Origin of the sequence: Arthrobacter sp. LAPM80 (assembly GCF_046736435.1) — a bacterium.
GTDB lineage: Bacteria > Actinomycetota > Actinomycetes > Actinomycetales > Micrococcaceae > Specibacter.
The window spans coordinates 60,933-77,194 of record NZ_JBCHVD010000010.1; the positions used below are offsets into that span (position 1 = coordinate 60,933).

General features: G+C 65.1%; 21 protein-coding genes and 1 riboswitch. Of the genes, 19 read left to right on the forward strand and 2 right to left on the reverse strand.

Annotated features, from left to right (window positions below; all coding sequences use genetic code 11):
- The first annotated feature begins 3 nt into the window (after nt 1-3).
- The 10 genes from def (at nt 4) to ribH (ending at nt 8,574) form a co-directional block, all read left to right on the forward strand.
- Nucleotides 4-567 carry a peptide deformylase gene (def, locus tag AAGW05_RS11840; RefSeq protein WP_411804728.1) on the forward strand — a complete coding sequence of 188 codons (564 nt, stop codon included), beginning with the start codon at nt 4-6 and terminating at the stop codon, nt 565-567.
- Nucleotides 564-1,484 carry a methionyl-tRNA formyltransferase gene (gene fmt, locus AAGW05_RS11845; RefSeq protein WP_411804729.1) on the forward strand — a complete coding sequence of 307 codons (921 nt, stop codon included), beginning with the start codon at nt 564-566 and terminating at the stop codon, nt 1,482-1,484. Before def ends, fmt begins: the two co-directional genes overlap by 4 nt.
- Nucleotides 1,481-3,037, forward strand: a complete 1,557-nt coding sequence (locus tag AAGW05_RS11850) for an RsmB/NOP family class I SAM-dependent RNA methyltransferase (RefSeq protein ID WP_411804730.1) — start codon at nt 1,481-1,483, stop codon at nt 3,035-3,037. Before fmt ends, AAGW05_RS11850 begins: the two co-directional genes overlap by 4 nt.
- 11 nt (nt 3,038-3,048) lie before the next feature.
- Nucleotides 3,049-3,726, forward strand: a complete 678-nt coding sequence (rpe, locus tag AAGW05_RS11855) for a ribulose-phosphate 3-epimerase (RefSeq protein ID WP_411804731.1) — start codon at nt 3,049-3,051, stop codon at nt 3,724-3,726.
- Nucleotides 3,727-3,948: 222 nt separating this feature from the next.
- Nucleotides 3,949-4,093: riboswitch (FMN riboswitch) on the forward strand.
- 125 nt (nt 4,094-4,218) lie between these two features.
- Nucleotides 4,219-4,974, forward strand: a complete 756-nt coding sequence (pnuC, locus tag AAGW05_RS11860; protein WP_411804732.1) for a nicotinamide riboside transporter PnuC — start codon at nt 4,219-4,221, stop codon at nt 4,972-4,974.
- 11 nt (nt 4,975-4,985) lie between these two features.
- Nucleotides 4,986-6,128 carry a bifunctional diaminohydroxyphosphoribosylaminopyrimidine deaminase/5-amino-6-(5-phosphoribosylamino)uracil reductase RibD gene (ribD, locus tag AAGW05_RS11865; RefSeq protein WP_411804806.1) on the forward strand — a complete coding sequence of 381 codons (1,143 nt, stop codon included), beginning with the start codon at nt 4,986-4,988 and terminating at the stop codon, nt 6,126-6,128.
- A 1-nt stretch (nt 6,129) separates the two neighbouring features.
- The gene (locus AAGW05_RS11870; protein ID WP_411804733.1) at nt 6,130-6,774 is read left to right on the forward strand and encodes a riboflavin synthase; all 645 of its coding nucleotides are present in this window, start codon (nt 6,130-6,132) and stop codon (nt 6,772-6,774) included.
- Nucleotides 6,771-7,451, forward strand: coding sequence for a 3,4-dihydroxy-2-butanone-4-phosphate synthase (gene ribB, locus AAGW05_RS11875; RefSeq protein WP_411804734.1), 681 nt, complete (start codon nt 6,771-6,773; stop codon nt 7,449-7,451). Before AAGW05_RS11870 ends, ribB begins: the two co-directional genes overlap by 4 nt.
- The gene (gene ribA / locus AAGW05_RS11880) at nt 7,448-8,089 is read left to right on the forward strand and encodes a GTP cyclohydrolase II (RefSeq protein WP_411804735.1); all 642 of its coding nucleotides are present in this window, start codon (nt 7,448-7,450) and stop codon (nt 8,087-8,089) included. The genes ribB and ribA overlap by 4 nt, the downstream gene beginning before the upstream one ends.
- Nucleotides 8,086-8,574 (forward strand): 6,7-dimethyl-8-ribityllumazine synthase, encoded by a 489-nt coding sequence (gene ribH / locus AAGW05_RS11885; RefSeq protein WP_411804736.1) that lies wholly within the window; start codon nt 8,086-8,088, stop codon nt 8,572-8,574. The genes ribA and ribH overlap by 4 nt, the downstream gene beginning before the upstream one ends.
- Before the next feature lie 33 nt (nt 8,575-8,607).
- Here the strand turns inward: ribH and AAGW05_RS11890 are convergent, their stop codons facing one another.
- Entirely contained in the window at nt 8,608-9,261 is a 654-nt protein-coding gene (locus tag AAGW05_RS11890; RefSeq protein WP_411804737.1) for a dihydrofolate reductase family protein, read from the reverse strand.
- Between the two features lie 63 nt (nt 9,262-9,324).
- Here AAGW05_RS11890 and AAGW05_RS11895 point away from each other — a divergent pair, with 63 nt between their 5' ends.
- From AAGW05_RS11895 to hisF, 4 genes are all read left to right on the forward strand, one after another.
- Nucleotides 9,325-9,471: a hypothetical protein gene (locus tag AAGW05_RS11895; protein ID WP_411804738.1), complete on the forward strand. Its 147-nt coding sequence runs from the start codon at nt 9,325-9,327 to the stop codon at nt 9,469-9,471.
- Nucleotides 9,468-9,731, forward strand: a complete 264-nt coding sequence (locus AAGW05_RS11900; protein ID WP_411804739.1) for a phosphoribosyl-ATP diphosphatase — start codon at nt 9,468-9,470, stop codon at nt 9,729-9,731. The genes AAGW05_RS11895 and AAGW05_RS11900 overlap by 4 nt, the downstream gene beginning before the upstream one ends.
- A gap of 102 nt (nt 9,732-9,833) precedes the next feature.
- Nucleotides 9,834-10,679, forward strand: a complete 846-nt coding sequence (gene hisG / locus AAGW05_RS11905; protein ID WP_411804740.1) for an ATP phosphoribosyltransferase — start codon at nt 9,834-9,836, stop codon at nt 10,677-10,679.
- A 9-nt stretch (nt 10,680-10,688) separates the two neighbouring features.
- Nucleotides 10,689-11,459: an imidazole glycerol phosphate synthase subunit HisF gene (gene hisF / locus AAGW05_RS11910; protein WP_411804742.1), complete on the forward strand. Its 771-nt coding sequence runs from the start codon at nt 10,689-10,691 to the stop codon at nt 11,457-11,459.
- An 89-nt stretch (nt 11,460-11,548) separates the two neighbouring features.
- Here the strand turns inward: hisF and AAGW05_RS11915 are convergent, their stop codons facing one another.
- Nucleotides 11,549-12,193, reverse strand: a complete 645-nt coding sequence (locus tag AAGW05_RS11915) for a TIGR03085 family metal-binding protein (protein WP_411804743.1) — start codon at nt 12,191-12,193, stop codon at nt 11,549-11,551.
- Nucleotides 12,194-12,307: 114 nt separating this feature from the next.
- Between AAGW05_RS11915 and hisI the strand changes: the two genes are divergently transcribed.
- The 5 genes from hisI (at nt 12,308) to trpC (ending at nt 16,152) form a co-directional block, all read left to right on the forward strand.
- The gene (hisI, locus tag AAGW05_RS11920) at nt 12,308-12,724 is read left to right on the forward strand and encodes a phosphoribosyl-AMP cyclohydrolase (RefSeq protein ID WP_411804744.1); all 417 of its coding nucleotides are present in this window, start codon (nt 12,308-12,310) and stop codon (nt 12,722-12,724) included.
- 77 nt (nt 12,725-12,801) lie between these two features.
- Nucleotides 12,802-14,355: an anthranilate synthase component I gene (locus tag AAGW05_RS11925; protein ID WP_411804745.1), complete on the forward strand. Its 1,554-nt coding sequence runs from the start codon at nt 12,802-12,804 to the stop codon at nt 14,353-14,355.
- Nucleotides 14,352-14,960: a Trp biosynthesis-associated membrane protein gene (locus AAGW05_RS11930; RefSeq protein ID WP_411804746.1), complete on the forward strand. Its 609-nt coding sequence runs from the start codon at nt 14,352-14,354 to the stop codon at nt 14,958-14,960. The genes AAGW05_RS11925 and AAGW05_RS11930 overlap by 4 nt, the downstream gene beginning before the upstream one ends.
- 98 nt (nt 14,961-15,058) lie before the next feature.
- Nucleotides 15,059-15,334, forward strand: coding sequence for an HGxxPAAW family protein (locus tag AAGW05_RS11935; RefSeq protein WP_411804747.1), 276 nt, complete (start codon nt 15,059-15,061; stop codon nt 15,332-15,334).
- Between the two features lie 2 nt (nt 15,335-15,336).
- Nucleotides 15,337-16,152, forward strand: coding sequence for an indole-3-glycerol phosphate synthase TrpC (gene trpC / locus AAGW05_RS11940; RefSeq protein WP_411804748.1), 816 nt, complete (start codon nt 15,337-15,339; stop codon nt 16,150-16,152).
- Nucleotides 16,153-16,262: the final 110 nt, after the last annotated feature.

The window sequence follows — 16,262 nt, forward strand, 5'->3', positions numbered from 1 at the left end:
CCCATGGCCATCCTGAGCATTCGCATCATTGGCGACCCCGTCCTGAGGACCGTCGCCGAAGAAGTGACGAGTTTTGGTCCCGATCTGGCCAAACTCATCGCGGACATGCACGAAACTATGCTCGATGTCCGCGGAGCGGGTCTGGCCGCACCCCAGGTCGGTGTCAACAAGCGCATCTTCACTTATTCCGTCGACGGCGACGAGGGCTACATCATCAACCCGATTCTGGTGTCCAGCGACGACATGGCCCCGGCAGAACCCGAAGGTTGCCTGTCAGTCCCGGGCATGGGGTTCACCGTTGAGCGCCACCGCTGGGTCCGCGTCACCGGCGTCAACCTGCACGGCCAGGCCATCGACATGGAAGCAACGGGCACCCTTGCCAAGTGCTTCCAGCACGAAACCGACCATCTCAACGGCAAGCTTTATGTGGACCGCCTTGAAGGGGAGGACCGCAAGTCCGCCCTGCGAGCCATCCGCATGGCCAACTACCACGACGTGACGGCTGAAACAGTTGCCAAGCGTGCCCAGACTGTAGGCTCTGCCTTCAGTGCCGGTGCCGCCGAATGAGGGTTCTCTTCGCCGGTACCCCCGCCGTTGCACTGCCATCCCTTGAGGCCTTGCGGGCCGCAGGGCATGAAATCGTCGCCGTCCTGACCCGACCGGATGCGCCCCTTGGCCGCAAAAGGGTCACGACGCCCTCGCCGGTGGCCGCCCGCGCCGAAGAGCTGGACCTGCCTGTCATCAAGGCTGACAGGATCGACGCCGAGGCTGCCGCCGCCATTGCTGCCGCCGCACCAGATGTCGCCGCCATAGTTGCCTACGGCGCGCTGATCCCTGCGTCCGCATTGGAGATTCCCACCCACGGCTGGATTAACCTGCATTTCTCCCTACTTCCCGCCTGGCGCGGCGCGGCACCCGTGCAGCACTCGGTCATCAACGGCGACGAAGTCACCGGCGCCTCCACTTTCCTGCTGGAGGTGGGGCTGGACACCGGCCCCGTCTACGGCACCATGACCGAGAGCATCCGGGCCACCGACACGAGCGCGCAACTGCTCGAACGGCTCTCCCACAGCGGAGCCGTGCTCCTGGCCCAGACCATTGACGCCATTGCGGCAGGTGCGGTCTCCGGCGTCGTGCAACAGGGCCAGATTTCTCTGGCACCCAAACTGACCCTCGAGGATGGCCGGGTGCACTGGAATGATCCTGCCCTGGCCATTAACCGACGGATCCGCGGTGTCACCATGGAGCCCGGTGCGTGGACCATGCTCGGCGGACAGCGGTTCAAGCTGGCCCCTGTCCTGCTGCGCCCCGATGTCACGGACCTGGCCCCCGCGCAGCTGCGGATCGAGCCGAAGTCGGTTCTGGTGGGCACGGGCTCCCATGCGGTGGAGTTGGTTGAAGTACAGCCCGCCGGTAAAAAACTTATGAAAGCAACGGACTGGGCACGTGGCCTGGCCAACAAGGAAGATGTGGTGTTTGAATGACCAGCGAGCAAGGCGGACGTTCGGGCCCCCGCAACAATCAGGGCAGTGGCGCAGGCGGCGTGCGGCGCCGTGACGACGCGGGGCGTGAACGCAACCGCAGCACAGGACGCAACCGGACAGAAACAGCCCCCGGCCAGCGCACCCGCGTCGCCGACCCCGCCCGTTTGGTTGCCTTTGAGGTGCTGCGCGCGGTGTCGGCCGACGACGCCTACGCCAACCTCGTGCTGCCCACCCGCATCCGCAGGCACGGCCTTGATCGCCGTGACGCGGGCTTCGCCACGGAACTGACCTACGGCGCATTGCGCGCCCAGGGAACCTACGATGCCATCCTGGCCAAGTGCGTTGACCGCCCCCTCAGTGAGCTGGACCCGGCCATCCTTGACGCGCTGCGCATCGGCGCACACCAGCTGATGGCGATGCGCGTGCCCACCCATGCCGCGCTCGACCAGACGGTCGGGCTGGCCCGCGCCGTGATCGGTGCCGGTCCCTCCGGGCTGGTCAACGCCGTTCTGCGCAAGGTCGCCGCCAAGGAACTGCCCGAGTGGATCGTCGAGCTCACCGACGGGCTCACCGACGACGTCAAGATCGCCTCCATTGAGCACTCGCACCCCGAGTGGATCGTGCGCGCCATGCGCCAGGCGCTGGTGGCCCACGGCCGCGACGTTTCCGAAATCACCGCCTTGCTTGAGGCCGACAACGCCGCCCCCGTGGTGAACCTTGTCGCCCTGCCCGGTCTGGGCGACCTGTCCGAGGCCTTCGATGCCGGCTTCATGCCCGGTGAGCTCGTGGCCGACTCGGCTCTCTCATCCGGAGGAGACTTGAGCCGCCTTGAAAGTGTCCGCGACGGCTCCGTCCGCGTGCAGGACGCCGGTTCGCAGCTCGTGGCCCGGGCCTTGGCCGCCGTCTTCGTTACGTCGGAGAAGAACGACGGCGAGGAGCGCTGGCTCGACATGTGCGCAGGTCCTGGCGGCAAGGCAGCCCTCTTGGCCGCTCTCGCAGCCGAACAGGGAGCCTGGATCTTGGCGAATGAGCCCTCCGTGCACCGCGCCAAGCTCGTGACGCAGGCACTTGCCGCCGTGCCGGAAGACACCTGGACCGTGCGTACTGGCGATGGCCGGGACATCGGCAAGGAACACCCCGAATCCTTCGACAGGATCCTCGTCGATGCCCCCTGCACCGGCCTCGGTGCGCTGCGCCGCCGCCCGGAATCACGCTGGCGCCGCAAGCTCTCGGACGTGACTGAACTGGGACCGCTGCAGCGCGAGCTGCTCGCCTCCGCACTTGACGCCGTCAAGCCCGGCGGCGTGGTCGCCTATGTGACCTGCTCGCCGCACGTTGCCGAAACCATTGCCGTGGTGGAGGACGCAGTGCGCAAGCGCGAGGACCTTGAACTGCTCGACGCCGGTGCCGCCCTTGACGCCGTCAGCCTCAGTGGCAGCGTAGGTGCCGGCAACCCGGCCTCGCCCATCCCGGCCCACCAGAAGATGGCGCAGTTGTGGCCCCACATCCACCAAAGCGACGCCATGTTCCTGGCCCTGATCCGCAAGAACTGAAAGGTTCCTTCATGACCGACCCCACGCCTGCCTGCTGCATCAACCCCAGCATCCTGTCCGCCGACTTCGTCAACCTTGAAGCCGAACTGGCCCGGATTGCCAATGCTGACGCCGTGCACGTTGACGTCATGGACAACCACTTTGTGCCCAACCTGACCATCGGCCTGCCGGTGGTTGAGCGGATCCAGCAGATCAGTCCCGTGCCGCTTGACGCCCACCTGATGATTTCCGACGTCGACCGTTGGGCGCCGCTGTACGCGGACGCCGGACTGGCCTCGGTGACGTTCCACGTGGAGGCGTCCAACGCCCCCATCAAGCTGGCCCGAGAACTGCGGGCCAGGGGATCCAAGGCCGGCATGGCGCTGCGCCCGGCCACACCGGTGGAGCCGTACCTTGACATGCTGCCCGAGCTCGACATGCTGCTCATCATGACGGTTGAGCCCGGCTTTGGCGGACAGGCGTTCCTTGACATCACGCTGCCAAAGATCCGCCGGGCACGCGCGGCCATTGAGGGCTCCGGGGTGAACGTTGCCATCCAGGTCGACGGCGGCATCACCGAGGAGACCATCACCCGCGCGGCCGAGGCAGGGGCGAACGTCTTCGTTGCCGGCTCGGCCGTCTACGGCATGCCGTCCCCGGCCGAGGCCATCGATTCACTCCGAGCCAAGGGCAGGCTGGCCTTCGGGTAACGCGCCCCCACCCCCGTCTGTGACGCACTTAGTGCAGTGGATAGCGCTTTCCGCGGCGTTTTTCGTGCAGTAACTGCGTCATAGACTGGGAGGGAAGGGGCGGGCGGGAATGAATATGGGCCCGCCACGCATTACAGAACTAGTACGCAATGCCATGTGCACAGTACAAGGTGCCATAATGTTAGTGATGCTGGCAATTGCTGGCATCAGAAATTGAAATATCACGTGCTCCGGGGTCGGTGTAATTCCGAACCGGCGGTTATAGTCCGCGACCCGCGCGCAGCCAGCTGGAAACAGCAGGGCACGCACGGTTGATCTGGTGAAATTCCGGAACCGACAGTTAAAGTCTGGATGGGAGAAGCACGAACAGTCTCGGCCGTCAGGTCAGGGGTGTGGTGGAAGTATTTCCAAATCCACCGCCGCCTTGCACCCTGTCAGCGGAGCTGTACGTTACCCCCGGAGCCATCGCGGTCTCGAAAGGGCAAGGTAACGATGGACTTTCTGCGATGGCTCTTTGACGCCAAACTTGAATTCGCCGGCGGCGGATTCCTTCTCTGGCGCGAAGTCATAGGCAATCTTTTTGGGCTAGCCAGTGCCCTCGGCGGCATGCGCCGTAAAATCTGGGCATGGCCTGTCGGCATCGTCGGCAACGCGCTCCTGTTCACGGTCTTCATGGGTTCCGTCTTCGGTTCGGCCGATCATGTGAACCTCCTGGGCCAGGCCGGTCGCCAAATCATGTTCATCGCGGTCTCCATCTACGGCTGGTACCGCTGGAACCAGACCCGGCACCAGACGGACGACGACGGCACCCACGTTGGCGTTGCCGTCGCCCCCCGCTGGGCGGGGGCCAGGGTACGGTGGCTCCTGGTGGGCACCATGATCGCCGGCACGGCAATCCTCACCCCCATCTTCAGGGCCATGGGATCCTACGAACCAGTCTGGGCCGACGCCTGGATCTTCATGGGATCGCTGCTTGCCACCTATGGCATGGCCAAAGGCTGGGTTGAGTTCTGGCTGATCTGGGTGGCCGTGGACCTTGTGGGCGTCCCGCTGCTGTTCAGTGCAGGCTATTACGCCTCCGCCTTCATGTACATCTTCTACGGTGCATTCACGCTGCTTGGATTCTTCGTATGGTGGAGGGTACGGCGCACCACTGACGCCCAGACCAACCTGGTTTCAGTGGACAGCACCTTCCCCGACATTACCGTTGGCAAGTCCAGCGCGAACCACCGAGAGGCCAGGCTATGAATTTCGGCAGCATGAACCACGGTTCCTTCACTTCAGGACCCTACGTCAACGAGCCGGGGGAGTTCACCGAGGCCGAGATCCTCGGCATGGAAACGGCGCTTTCGGCCGCCCGGCAGGGCGTCCGCGGCTCCAATCCGTTGGTGGGGGCCGTGATCATCGACGCCGACGGCACCTTCCTGGCCATCGGCTACCATCGCGGAGCGGGCACCCCACATGCCGAAGCGGACGTGATCAACCGACTGCTGGGCACAGGCGTCAAGCGCGACCTTTCGGCCGCAACGCTGATTGTCACGCTTGAACCGTGCAACCATGTGGGGCGGACAGGGCCCTGCACGCAGGCCATTCTCGACGCCGGCATCGGCAACGTGGTGTTCGCAGTCCCGGACCCCCACGTCCCCGCCGCGGGCGGAGCCGAGGTCCTGCACAATGAAGGCATCAATGTCCGCATGGGACTGATGTCGGCCGAGGCCCAGGACCTGAACAGGCAATGGTTCATTGCCGTCAGGGAGAACAGGCCCTTCATCACCGCCCGGCTGGCCCAGACGGTGGACGGGCGGATTGCCGCCGTCGACGGCACGAGCCAGTGGATCACCTCCCAGGAGTCACGCCAGGATTCGCACGAACTGCGGGCCAGGGTTGACGCCATCGTGGTGGGCACGGGAACCGTCATCGCCGACAACCCGCGCCTGACAGCCCGTGCCGCCGACGGAACCGACGCGGCCCACCAGCCGCTGCGTGTTGTCATGGGCTTGCGGGACATCCCGGCCGATGCTGCGGTTAGGGGCATCTCCGGCACCCCGAGCAGCCCGGACCGCCTGGGCAGCGAGGACTTCCTGGCCCTGCACACCCACGATCCGGCCGACGTCGTGCGTGACCTGCAGGAGCGCGGCGTGGGCCACCTGATGATCGAAGGCGGCGCCATGATCAATGCGGCGTTCCTGGCCCGGGGGTTGGTTGATGAGCTCGTCGTGTACCTGGCACCCACCCTGCTCGGCGCCGGCATCCCGGCCCTGACGGACCTGGGCATCGGCACCCTGGCGGACGCCCGGCGCTGGGAATGGGACGCCACCACAACAGGCCCCGTGGAATTGCTGGGGCCTGACCTTAAATTGACGCTGATGCCGGCCAAGGCCGCCAGCACTGAAGGAGACTGAGATGTTTACAGGAATTATTGAGGGCCGCGGCACTGTTGTGCGGCTCGATCGTCAGCCCGAATCAGACAGCGCAGTGCTGGTGGTCCGCGCCGGGGACGTCCTGAACGGCATGGACCTGGGCGGCTCGCTCGCCATCAACGGCGTGTGCCTGACGGCCGTCAGCCTCGGCGACGGCACCATCGAGGTCGACGTCATGGGCGAGACCCTTCTCCGCACCACCACCGGGGAGCTTGGCAGCGGCGACACCGTGAACCTTGAACGCTGCGTTCCCGCCGGCGGACGGCTTGACGGACACGTCGTGCAGGGCCACGTGGATGGCACCGGTGCCCTGCTTGAACGTGAAAACCAGGGCAAATGGGACCGGCTCCGCTTCTCCGTCCCCTATGGGCTGTCACGGTACATTGCCGAAAAGGGTTCCATTGCCATCGACGGTGTTTCACTCACTGTCACGGCAGTCAGCCCCGCAGCGGAGACGGACCAGTGGTTTGAGGTAGGGCTCATCCCGGTGACCTTGGAAAAGACCGGGCTGGGCGAGAAGGTGGTGGGTGGTGCCGTGAACCTTGAGGTTGACGTGCTCGCCAAGTACGCGCAGCGCCTGCTGGAATTCAGCACCCTGGACGCTGCGAAGAACAAGGGAGGTGCATGATGGGAGAGCTGACCAACCCCGCAACGCTCCTGGACCCCGTCCAGCTGGCCATCGCCGCCATGGCGCGCGGTGAGGCAGTGCTCGTGGTCGACGACGAAGACCGCGAAAACGAAGGCGACATCATCTTCGCCGCACAGCACAGCACCGCGGCGCTCATGGGCTGGACCATCAGGTACAGCTCGGGCGTCATCTGCATCCCCATGGACGAGTCCCATGCCGACCGCTTGGCGCTGCCACCCATGGTCGCGCACAACCAGGACGCAAAGGGTACCGCCTACACCGTCAGCTGTGACGCCGCGCACGGTGTCACCACCGGAATCAGCGCCACCGACAGGTCCCTGACAGCCACGGTCCTGGCCAACCCGCAGGCCGTGCCCGCCGACGTCACGCGCCCCGGGCACATCTTCCCGCTTCGCGCCGTGGCCGGGGGAGTGCGCCGGCGTGCCGGGCACACCGAAGCGGCCGTTGACCTGTGCAGGCTGGCAGGGTGCGAGCCGGTGGGTGTCATCGCCGAGGTGGTTGACGACTCCGGGGAAATGGTCAGGCTCAACGGCCTGCGCGACTTTGCCGACGCGCAGGGCCTGGTGTTGATTTCCATAGCCGACCTCGTCGCCCATCTCGGCGCCCTCGACACGGTAGATTCCGTTGACGGTGCAGCAGCGGGGAGCCTGGCGTGAGCGGACAAAAGCCGTCCGTCACGGGCGGCCCAATCGTCCAGCTGCCCACCCGCTTCGGCACCTTCGCCACCCAGGCATGGATCGACGTCCACACCGGCGCCGAGCACCTGACCCTGTCCGCGCCGGGAGAAATGAGGAGCATCGACGCAGTCCCCCTGGTCCGGTTGCACTCCGAATGCCTGACCGGCGATGTCTTCGGCTCCTTCCGGTGCGACTGCGGCGAGCAGCTGGACTACGCCCTTGAGATGATCCAACGCCACGGCGGAACCCTTGTGTACTTGCGCGGGCACGAAGGTCGGGGCATTGGGCTGGCGAACAAGATGCGGGCCTACAGCCTCCAAGAATCCGGCGCGGACACGGTGGAGGCCAACGAACAACTGGGCCTGCCGGTTGACGCGCGAGACTACGCCGCTGCGGCCGGAATCCTGGCGGCGCTGGCGCTGAACAGGATCGCCCTGCTCAGCAACAACCCACTGAAGCAGCAGGATCTGGCGCGGCACGGCATCGAAGTGGTGCGCGTGGTGCCTGCCGAAGTGCCTGCACGCGCAGAAAACCTGCGTTACCTGAAAACCAAACGGGACCGCATGCACCATGCGCTCTCCATCGACACACAACCCACGGAAGGACCTGCATCATGAGCGGTCACGGAGCACCCACCATCGGATTCAACCCCGAGCAAAAGTCACAGACGGCATCGCTGAAGCTGGCCATTATCGCCGCCAGCTGGCACACCGAGATCATGGACGGCCTGCTGGCCGGCGCCCTGCGCGGGGCCGCCGATGCCGGCATCGAGAACCCCACGGTGGTTAGGGTGCCCGGCAGTTTTGAACTGCCCGTGGCGGCTGCGCGGCTGGCACGGGCATTCGACGCCGTCGTCGCCCTGGGCGTTGTGATCCGCGGCGGGACCCCGCACTTCGACTACGTGTGCCAGGCGGCAACCATGGGCCTGACAGATGTCAGCGTCAAGACCGGCATTCCCGTCGGCTTCGGCGTCCTGACCTGCGACACGGAGGAGCAGGGACTGGCCCGCGCCGGACTCCCCGGCTCGGCGGAGGACAAGGGCCACGAAGCCGTGACGGCGGCCCTAGCAACAGCCGTGACGTTGGCCGGGCTGGGCGTATAGTCCGGCCCGGGCACACGCCGCGGTGGCAAGGGCCTAGGCTTGTGCGCTCCTTGTGAACGTCACGTGGATGATGCCGCTTTCGGCGACCTCCGAACTGACGGTGTAGCCGGACTCGAGTTCCCGCAGGTCCTCCCACAGGCGAATGCCCCGACCCAGCAGGATCGGGGTGATTCCGACGTGGAACTGGTCGATGAGTCCGGCCTTGAGGAAGTCACGGACCACCGTTGGGCCACCCCCGATCCGTACATCCTTGCCGCCGGCCGCCGCCCGTGCCAGGTCCAGGACGTCGACAGGGGTGGCGGAGAGGAACTCGAACCGTGTGCCGCCCGCCATGTTGAGCGACGGCCGTTGGGTGTGTGTGAGCACAAACACGGGCACCCGGAAGGGTGGCTCGGCGCCCCACCAGCCGCGCCAGTCGGGGTCCTGCGGGAAGTTGTGGAGGCCGAACATCCCGGCTCCCATGATTTCGGCCCCGACCTCGGCGAAGTAGCCCTGGGCGTAACTCTCGTCCACGCCGCTCGTCCCGTCGCCGCTCGCATCGTGCAGCACCCGCTCACGGAACGTGCGGGTGGCGGTGTAGGCGTCGACGAGCCGGCCCCAGTCGCTGCCGAACGGATTCTCCGGGGTTTGGTCTGTGGTGGTGGCGTACCCGTCGAGCGAGATGTTCAGGTCGGCGCGGACTGTCATGGCTTCTCCTTCAGGGGTGATTGCACTATGGAATCACTATGAATCGAGGGCAGGCACGAGTCAATGAGTCCGACGCCGTCCAAGGCCGACGGAATCCATGGTTCCGCCCCGTTCACCCTGCTGGCCGGGGTGGCAGGCGTTCATATGCTGGACATGCTCCGTCCCCAAATCCGCGAACTCCCGGCGAACCCAGTAGGATGGACTGCGTGAAGACCTTCGAATCCCTTTTTGATGAGCTCAGTGCGAAAGCCGCAGCCCGGCCCGCTGGCTCCCGTACCGTCGCCGAACTTGAAACCGGCATCCACGGTATCGGCAAGAAAGTGGTTGAGGAAGCCGCCGAGGTGTGGATGGCCGCCGAGTATGAGTCGGAAGAAGCCTGCGCCGAGGAGATTTCCCAGCTGTTCTACCACCTGCAGGTCATGATGATCGCAAAAGGGTTGACCCTTCAGGACGTTTACAAGCATCTCTAGCCACATGCCGTGGCTGAACGATGCATTGAAACCTTCCCTGCAAGAGGCGTTGAAAACAACGCCCAAACCTTGTGCCTGAACCTACCTGAAAGATTTTTTCCCATGCTGCGTGTTGCCGTTCCCAATAAGGGTTCCCTGTCCGAAGCCGCTTCAGCGATGTTGGCGGAGGCTGGTTACCGCCAGCGCCGCGACTCCCGTGAGCTTGTCATGGTTGACCCCGATAACAACGTTGAATTCTTCTTCCTGCGTCCCCGCGACATTGCCGTGTACGTCGGTGCCGGCACCCTTGACGTGGGCATCACGGGCCGTGACCTGTTGATGGATGCCCAGGTTGATGCCGAGGAGCTCCTGCCACTTGGCTTTGCAAAGTCCACGTTCCGCTTTGCGGGACCGGTGGGCGATTTCTCCAACACCGCCGAACTTGAGGGCAAGCGACTGGCCACCAGCTACGACGGACTGCTGCGTGAATACCTGGCCGAGCTGGGCATCAACGCCCAGGTTGTCCGGCTAGACGGCGCCGTGGAGTCCTCCGTGCGCCTCGGCGTGGCGGACGCCATTGCCGACGTCGTGGAAACCGGCAGCACACTCAAGGCAGCCGGCATGGAAATCTTCGGTGAGCCCATCCTGAACTCCGAGGCCCTGCTGATCGGGCGCCGCGGCGTCACCCCGCCGGCCGGCGTCGAGGTCCTGATCCGCCGCCTGCACAGTGTGCTGGTTGCCCGCCAGTACGTGCTTCTTGACTACGACGTGCCCAAAACCTTGATGGAGCAGGCCACGGCACTGACCCCGGGCCTGGAATCGCCCACGGTTTCCCCGCTGCGCGACACCGACTGGGTGGCTGTTCGCTCCATGGTTGCCGCCAAGGACACCAACCGCATCATGGATGAACTGTACGAGCTCGGCGCCCGCGCCATTCTCGTCAGCAGCATCCACGCCTGCCGCATCTAGGAGCCCGCCATGAGTGTTGCCATCAGAGTCATTCCGTGCCTGGACGTCGAGGCAGGCCGGGTAGTCAAGGGTGTGAAGTTCCAAAACCTGCGCGACGCCGGTGACCCGGTTGAGCTGGCCAAGCGCTACGACCTTGCAGGTGCCGACGAACTGACGTTCCTTGACGTCACCGCCTCCTCGGGGAACCGCGAGACGACCTTCGATGTTGTCTCACGTGCTGCCGAGCAGATCTTCATCCCGCTGACGGTGGGCGGGGGAGTGCGCGAGGTGTCCGACGTCGACAAGCTCCTGCGGTGCGGTGCAGACAAGGCCTCGATCAACACGGCAGCCATCGCCCGCCCGGCCGTCATTGACGAAATCACCCGGCGCTTTGGTTCCCAGGTGCTGGTGCTCAGCGTCGACGCGCGCCGCACCCAGGGCGGGATCACGCCGTCGGGCTTTGAAGTGACGACCCACGGCGGGCGCAAGGGCACGGGCATGGACGCGATCGAGTGGGCCAAGGAGGCCGCCGACCGGGGTGTTGGCGAGATCCTGCTGAACTCGATTGACGCCGACGGCACGAAGGAAGGCTTCGACCTGGAGCTGATCCGCCTGGTCCGTGCGGCAGTGAATATTCCGATCATTGCTTCAGGTGGTGCCGGTGCGCCCGAGCACTTTCCGCCGGCAGTTGCAGCAGGGGCAAATGCCGTGCTGGCGGCGTCGGTGTTCCACTTCGGTCCCGACAGTGCCATTGCCGACGTCAAGAAGGCCATTCGCGACGCGGGCTACGAAGTCCGCTGAGCCCATAATCTGTGTCGCAGTTAGTGCAGCAAAAACGCCCAAGAAAGCGTTTTCCAATGCAGCAACTGCGACACAGATTGGTTTAAGGGCTAGAGTCCGACGTCGGCCGTCTGCAACAGTGCCACGGCATCGGGCTGGCCCTCGAAGGACACAAGGGCCTGGCCGGTGCGTCCGTTGGCATGCATGATCAGCTCGCCGGGATCACCGATGATGGCCACCGAAACCGGGGCGCGCTTGGCGACGTGGCGGGGCCCATTCGGGTTCACCAGGACAATGCCGAGGTCGACGCCGCGGTAGAGGATGGCTGCACGCTTGAGCAGCTCGGCCCACAACGCCTCGGAATAGTCTGCGTCGAGGGTGCGCGGGGCCCAGCGATCGGTGGCGCGCCGGACGTCCTCGGTGTGGACGAAGAACTCGATCAGGTTTGCGCTGGAGTCAACGGCCTTGAGGGCAAAAGGTGACAGTTTGGGCGGCCCGGCCCGGAACTTCGCCACCAGGGCGGCGAAGGCTTCGGGCGTGCTGGCTTCGGCCGCAAGCTTGGCAGTGGCCTTTTCGGTTGACTTCTTCCAGGGCTTGAACACCATGCCAAGGCCCACGCGGGGATTGTGCTCGCGCAGGTAGAGATGCGCGGCCAGCTCCTGGGTGCGCCACCCGTCGCAGAGCGTACCGGCACCGGGCCCTGCCGCCAGCAGGGTCTCGGAGAGGACTTCACGGGAAGGTTCTACAAATTGCATCACTTGTGAAATTAGCATGTATTGGCCCCCGGTGGCAGCTTGAACCGCCGCAGTCTTGTGTCGAGTTGCCCACTGGCGGCGTAACAGGCGCTTCTGGCACTAGAATTGAACGCGATGCCCCAAAGCCCAGAACCCCAGTCATTGCCGGTGGAATCCGCCGGCCAGCCGCCCCGCGAGTTGCCGGCCGACGTTGCCGCCCTGCTCAAGCATGATGGTGCCGGCCTTATAGCAGCCATCATCCAGCAGCATGACTCGAAGGAAGTCCTCATGCTCGGCTGGATGGACGACGAAGCGCTGCGCCGCACCCTCACATCGGGCCGCGTCACCTTCTACTCGCGCTCCCGCCAGGAATACTGGCGCAAGGGTGACACATCGGGCCATTTCCAGTACGTGAAGTCGGTGGCCCTCGACTGTGACGGCGACGCCCTGCTCATCAACGTCGACCAGGTGGGCGCGGCCTGCCACACAGGCACGCACACCTGCTTCGAAGGCCGCGGCCTCGGCGCAGTTGTTGGCAGTCGCGGCGAATAGCACCAGCCTTCACACCGCCGGCCCGGCCGGCCAGCACGTCCTGTTCACCCGCTTGAGTCAAGGAAGCCAAACATTTCATGCAAGATCTAGGTGTCATCAGCCCCACCCTGGCGGAATTTCGGGAATTGGCCCGCACCCGCCGGGTTGTCCCCGTCCACCTCAAGGTCCTCGCCGACGCCCAAACCCCCATCGGGCTGTACCGCTCGCTGGCGGCCGGCGCGCCGGGCACCTTCTTGATGGAATCGGCTGCTGTAGGCGGCGTGTGGTCGCGCTACTCCTTCATCGGCGTGCGCTCCAGTGCCACGCTGACAACGAACGACGGCGGGGCGTTCTGGCAGGGGGAACCCCCTGTTGGCGTTCCCTTGAGTGGGAATCCTGTGGACGCCATGGAGGCGACGCTGAAGCTGCTGGCAACCGAACGCTTCGAGGGACTTCCCCCGTTCACCTCCGGCCTTGTGGGCTTCGTCGGCTGGGAGGCCGTGCGGCACTGGGAGAAGCTGCCCACCCCGCCGCTTGATGACCTCAAGTTGCCTGAGGTGGCACTGAACCTCGTGGCCGACATGGCAGTCCACGACAACAACGAGGGCACAGTGTTGTTGATTGCCAACGCCATCAACTCAAACGGCACGAACGAGAACGTCGACGGTGCCTGGCACGACGCCGTCTCGCGGGTCCGTGCCATGGTGGAGCAGCTGCGCCGCCCGGTGGCCCAGCCCATGTCAGTGGTGGATGTTCCCGCGGCAACCTTTGCCGACAGCGTGCAGGAGCGCTGGGACCGCAACGAGTACCTGAAGGCCCTGGACCTGGCCAAGGTTGCCATTGTTGACGGGGAGGTCTTCCAGGTTGTTGTTTCGCGCCGCTTCGAAATGGTCTGCGAGGCCTCGGCCCTGGATGTCTACCGAGTGCTGCGCAACACCAATCCCAGCCCGTACATGTACCTCTACAGCTTCCAGGACGCCACGGGACAGCCGTACTCGATCGTCGGCTCTTCCCCCGAAGCCCTCGTCAGCGTGCTCGGCAACGAAGTCATCACCCACCCCATCGCCGGTTCACGCCCCCGCGGCGCCACCACCGAGGATGACAAGTGGTTGGCCAAGGACCTGCTGGCCGACGAGAAGGAACGCTCCGAGCACCTGATGCTCGTAGACCTGTCGCGCAATGACCTCTCAAAGGTCTGCGAGCCCGGGACGGTGGATGTCACCCAGTTCATGGAGGTCGAGCGATTTAGCCACATCATGCACCTGGTCTCCACCGTGGTGGGAACCCTGAGCCCCGATAAGAGCGCTTACGACGTCCTTGCCGCAACGTTCCCGGCCGGCACCCTGTCGGGGGCGCCCAAGCCACGGGCCCTGAGGCTGCTTGACGAACTTGAACCGCACCGCCGCGGAATTTACGGGGGAGTGGTGGGCTACCTGGACTTCGCCGGGGACATGGACATGGCCATCGCCATCCGTTCGGCCCTGTTGCGCGACGGCAAGGCCTACGTCCAGGCCGGCGGCGGCATCGTGGCCGATTCGGTGAACGAAACCGAAGCGCAGGAGACGGTCAACAAGGCCGCCGCGCCCCTGCGGGCCGTCTATGCGGCCGCCTCCCTGCGCGACCTCGATGAGACGGCAGGGGCGCACGCATGAACACCGAAACACCGCACACCACGGCAGTGAAAACCCCGTTCTGGCAGCGCAAGGCACCACTGATACTGGTGGCAATCCTTGCCGCACTTGCCGTTTTCGGCACCACCACCCAGACATGGATCCACGTCGTCATCAGCCAGGGCAGCGTGGTCCAGAGCGACCTTGACATCCCCGGGAGCAAGGCGGCGGTGGCCGTATCGGCCCTGGCACTTGTCGCGCTGGCCGGCTCGCTGGCCACCACCATTGCCGGCAAGGTCGCCCGGGTCATCACCACCGCAATTGTCTTCCTCGGCGCGGTGGGGATCATCGCCGTCGTCCTGGGAATTCTGGCCGACCCGTCGGCGGCGGCCATGACCCAGGTCGGTGCGGCAACCGGCATCACGGGACAGGCGTCCAACGCCTCCACCACGATTTTCCCTGTGTTTGCCCTCGTTGCGGCTGCCTTGCTCGGCGTCGCCGCGCTGCTGCTGTTGTGGTTTGGCCGCGGCTGGAGCGTGCGCACCAAGTACGACGCCGGCAAGGCCCCGGCAGGGGAAAAGGACGGGCCGGTGGACGAAATTGACCGCTGGGACCAGCTCAGCCGTGGCGAGGACCCGACCGAGTAATTCCGGCACGAGTCAGTGTGCCGGACAACTTTCGGCTTCCACGGGCAACTAATGGCAGAATGTATTTCAGTATCCGCGTTAAATAGGGAGATTCACCAATGAGCAACAACTCGGCTGCAACAGTATCCGTGCACGAACCCGTAGACCACAGCATCGAACTGGGTCACGGCAACAGCCCGGCAGCATGGACCAGCGTGACAATCATGCTGGTTGGCGTGATTATTGGCTGCATCGCGTTCGTCATCGGCGAAAGCGCCACCGTCCTGTTCTGGATCGGTGTCGGAGTCATTGTCGTTGGCGTCATCGCAGGTCCCGTCCTGCGCATGGCCGGCTATGGTGTCGGCGGCAGCAAGCTGAACAACTCCGGCCACTAATCATGAGCGTTTTGCTCGACATCATTGACGGTGTCCGTAAGGACATGCAGGTCCGCCAGGAATCGGTGAGCCTTGCCGACCTCAAGGACCGGGTCGGGAACGTCGCACCGGCACTTGACGCCTGGGCTGGCCTCGGCGGCGAGTCCGCCGACCGCCCGGACCTGAAGGTCATAGCCGAGGTCAAGCGCCGCAGCCCCTCCAAGGGCGACTTGGCAGGGATCGCAGATCCCGCCGCGTTGGCAGCGCTGTACCGTGACGGCGGCGCCTCCGTCATCAGTGTCCTGACAGAGGAACGCCGCTTCGGCGGTTCCCTGGCCGACCTTGACGCCGTGCGTGCGGCCGTTGACATCCCCGTGCTCCGCAAGGACTTCACCTGCGACCCGTACATGATCTGGGAGGCGCGCGCCCACGGCGCGGACCTTGTCCTGCTGATCGTTGCCGCGCTTGACGACGACGAACTGCGCGACTACCTGGCGCTGACCCACGAACTGGGCATGAACGCCGTCGTGGAGACGCACACCGCCGAGGAAATCGAGCGGGCACTGGCTGTCGGCGCGAAGATCATCGGCATCAACGTGCGCAACCTGAAGACACTCGATGTGGACCGCGGCATCTTTGCGGCCCTGGCCGGGGACATTCCGGCGGGCCCCATCGTGGTGGCCGAGTCGGGTGTCCGTGACATCTCCGACGTCGAGCTTTACAGCGCCAACGGCGCACACGCCATCCTGGTGGGTGAGGCACTCGTGAAGGATGCAGCCCCGCGGGAGCGAATCGCCGAGTTCAAGTCCGCTGGCGCACTGGCCATCAGCACCCGCTGAACCGGCGCACTTGGCGAATGCTTGACGGGAGGGCTTGTCCGGCAGCGGGCAGGCCTTTCACCGTCAGGCAAGGCGCACCAACAGTTTTACTGCAACACCGCGGACCGCTG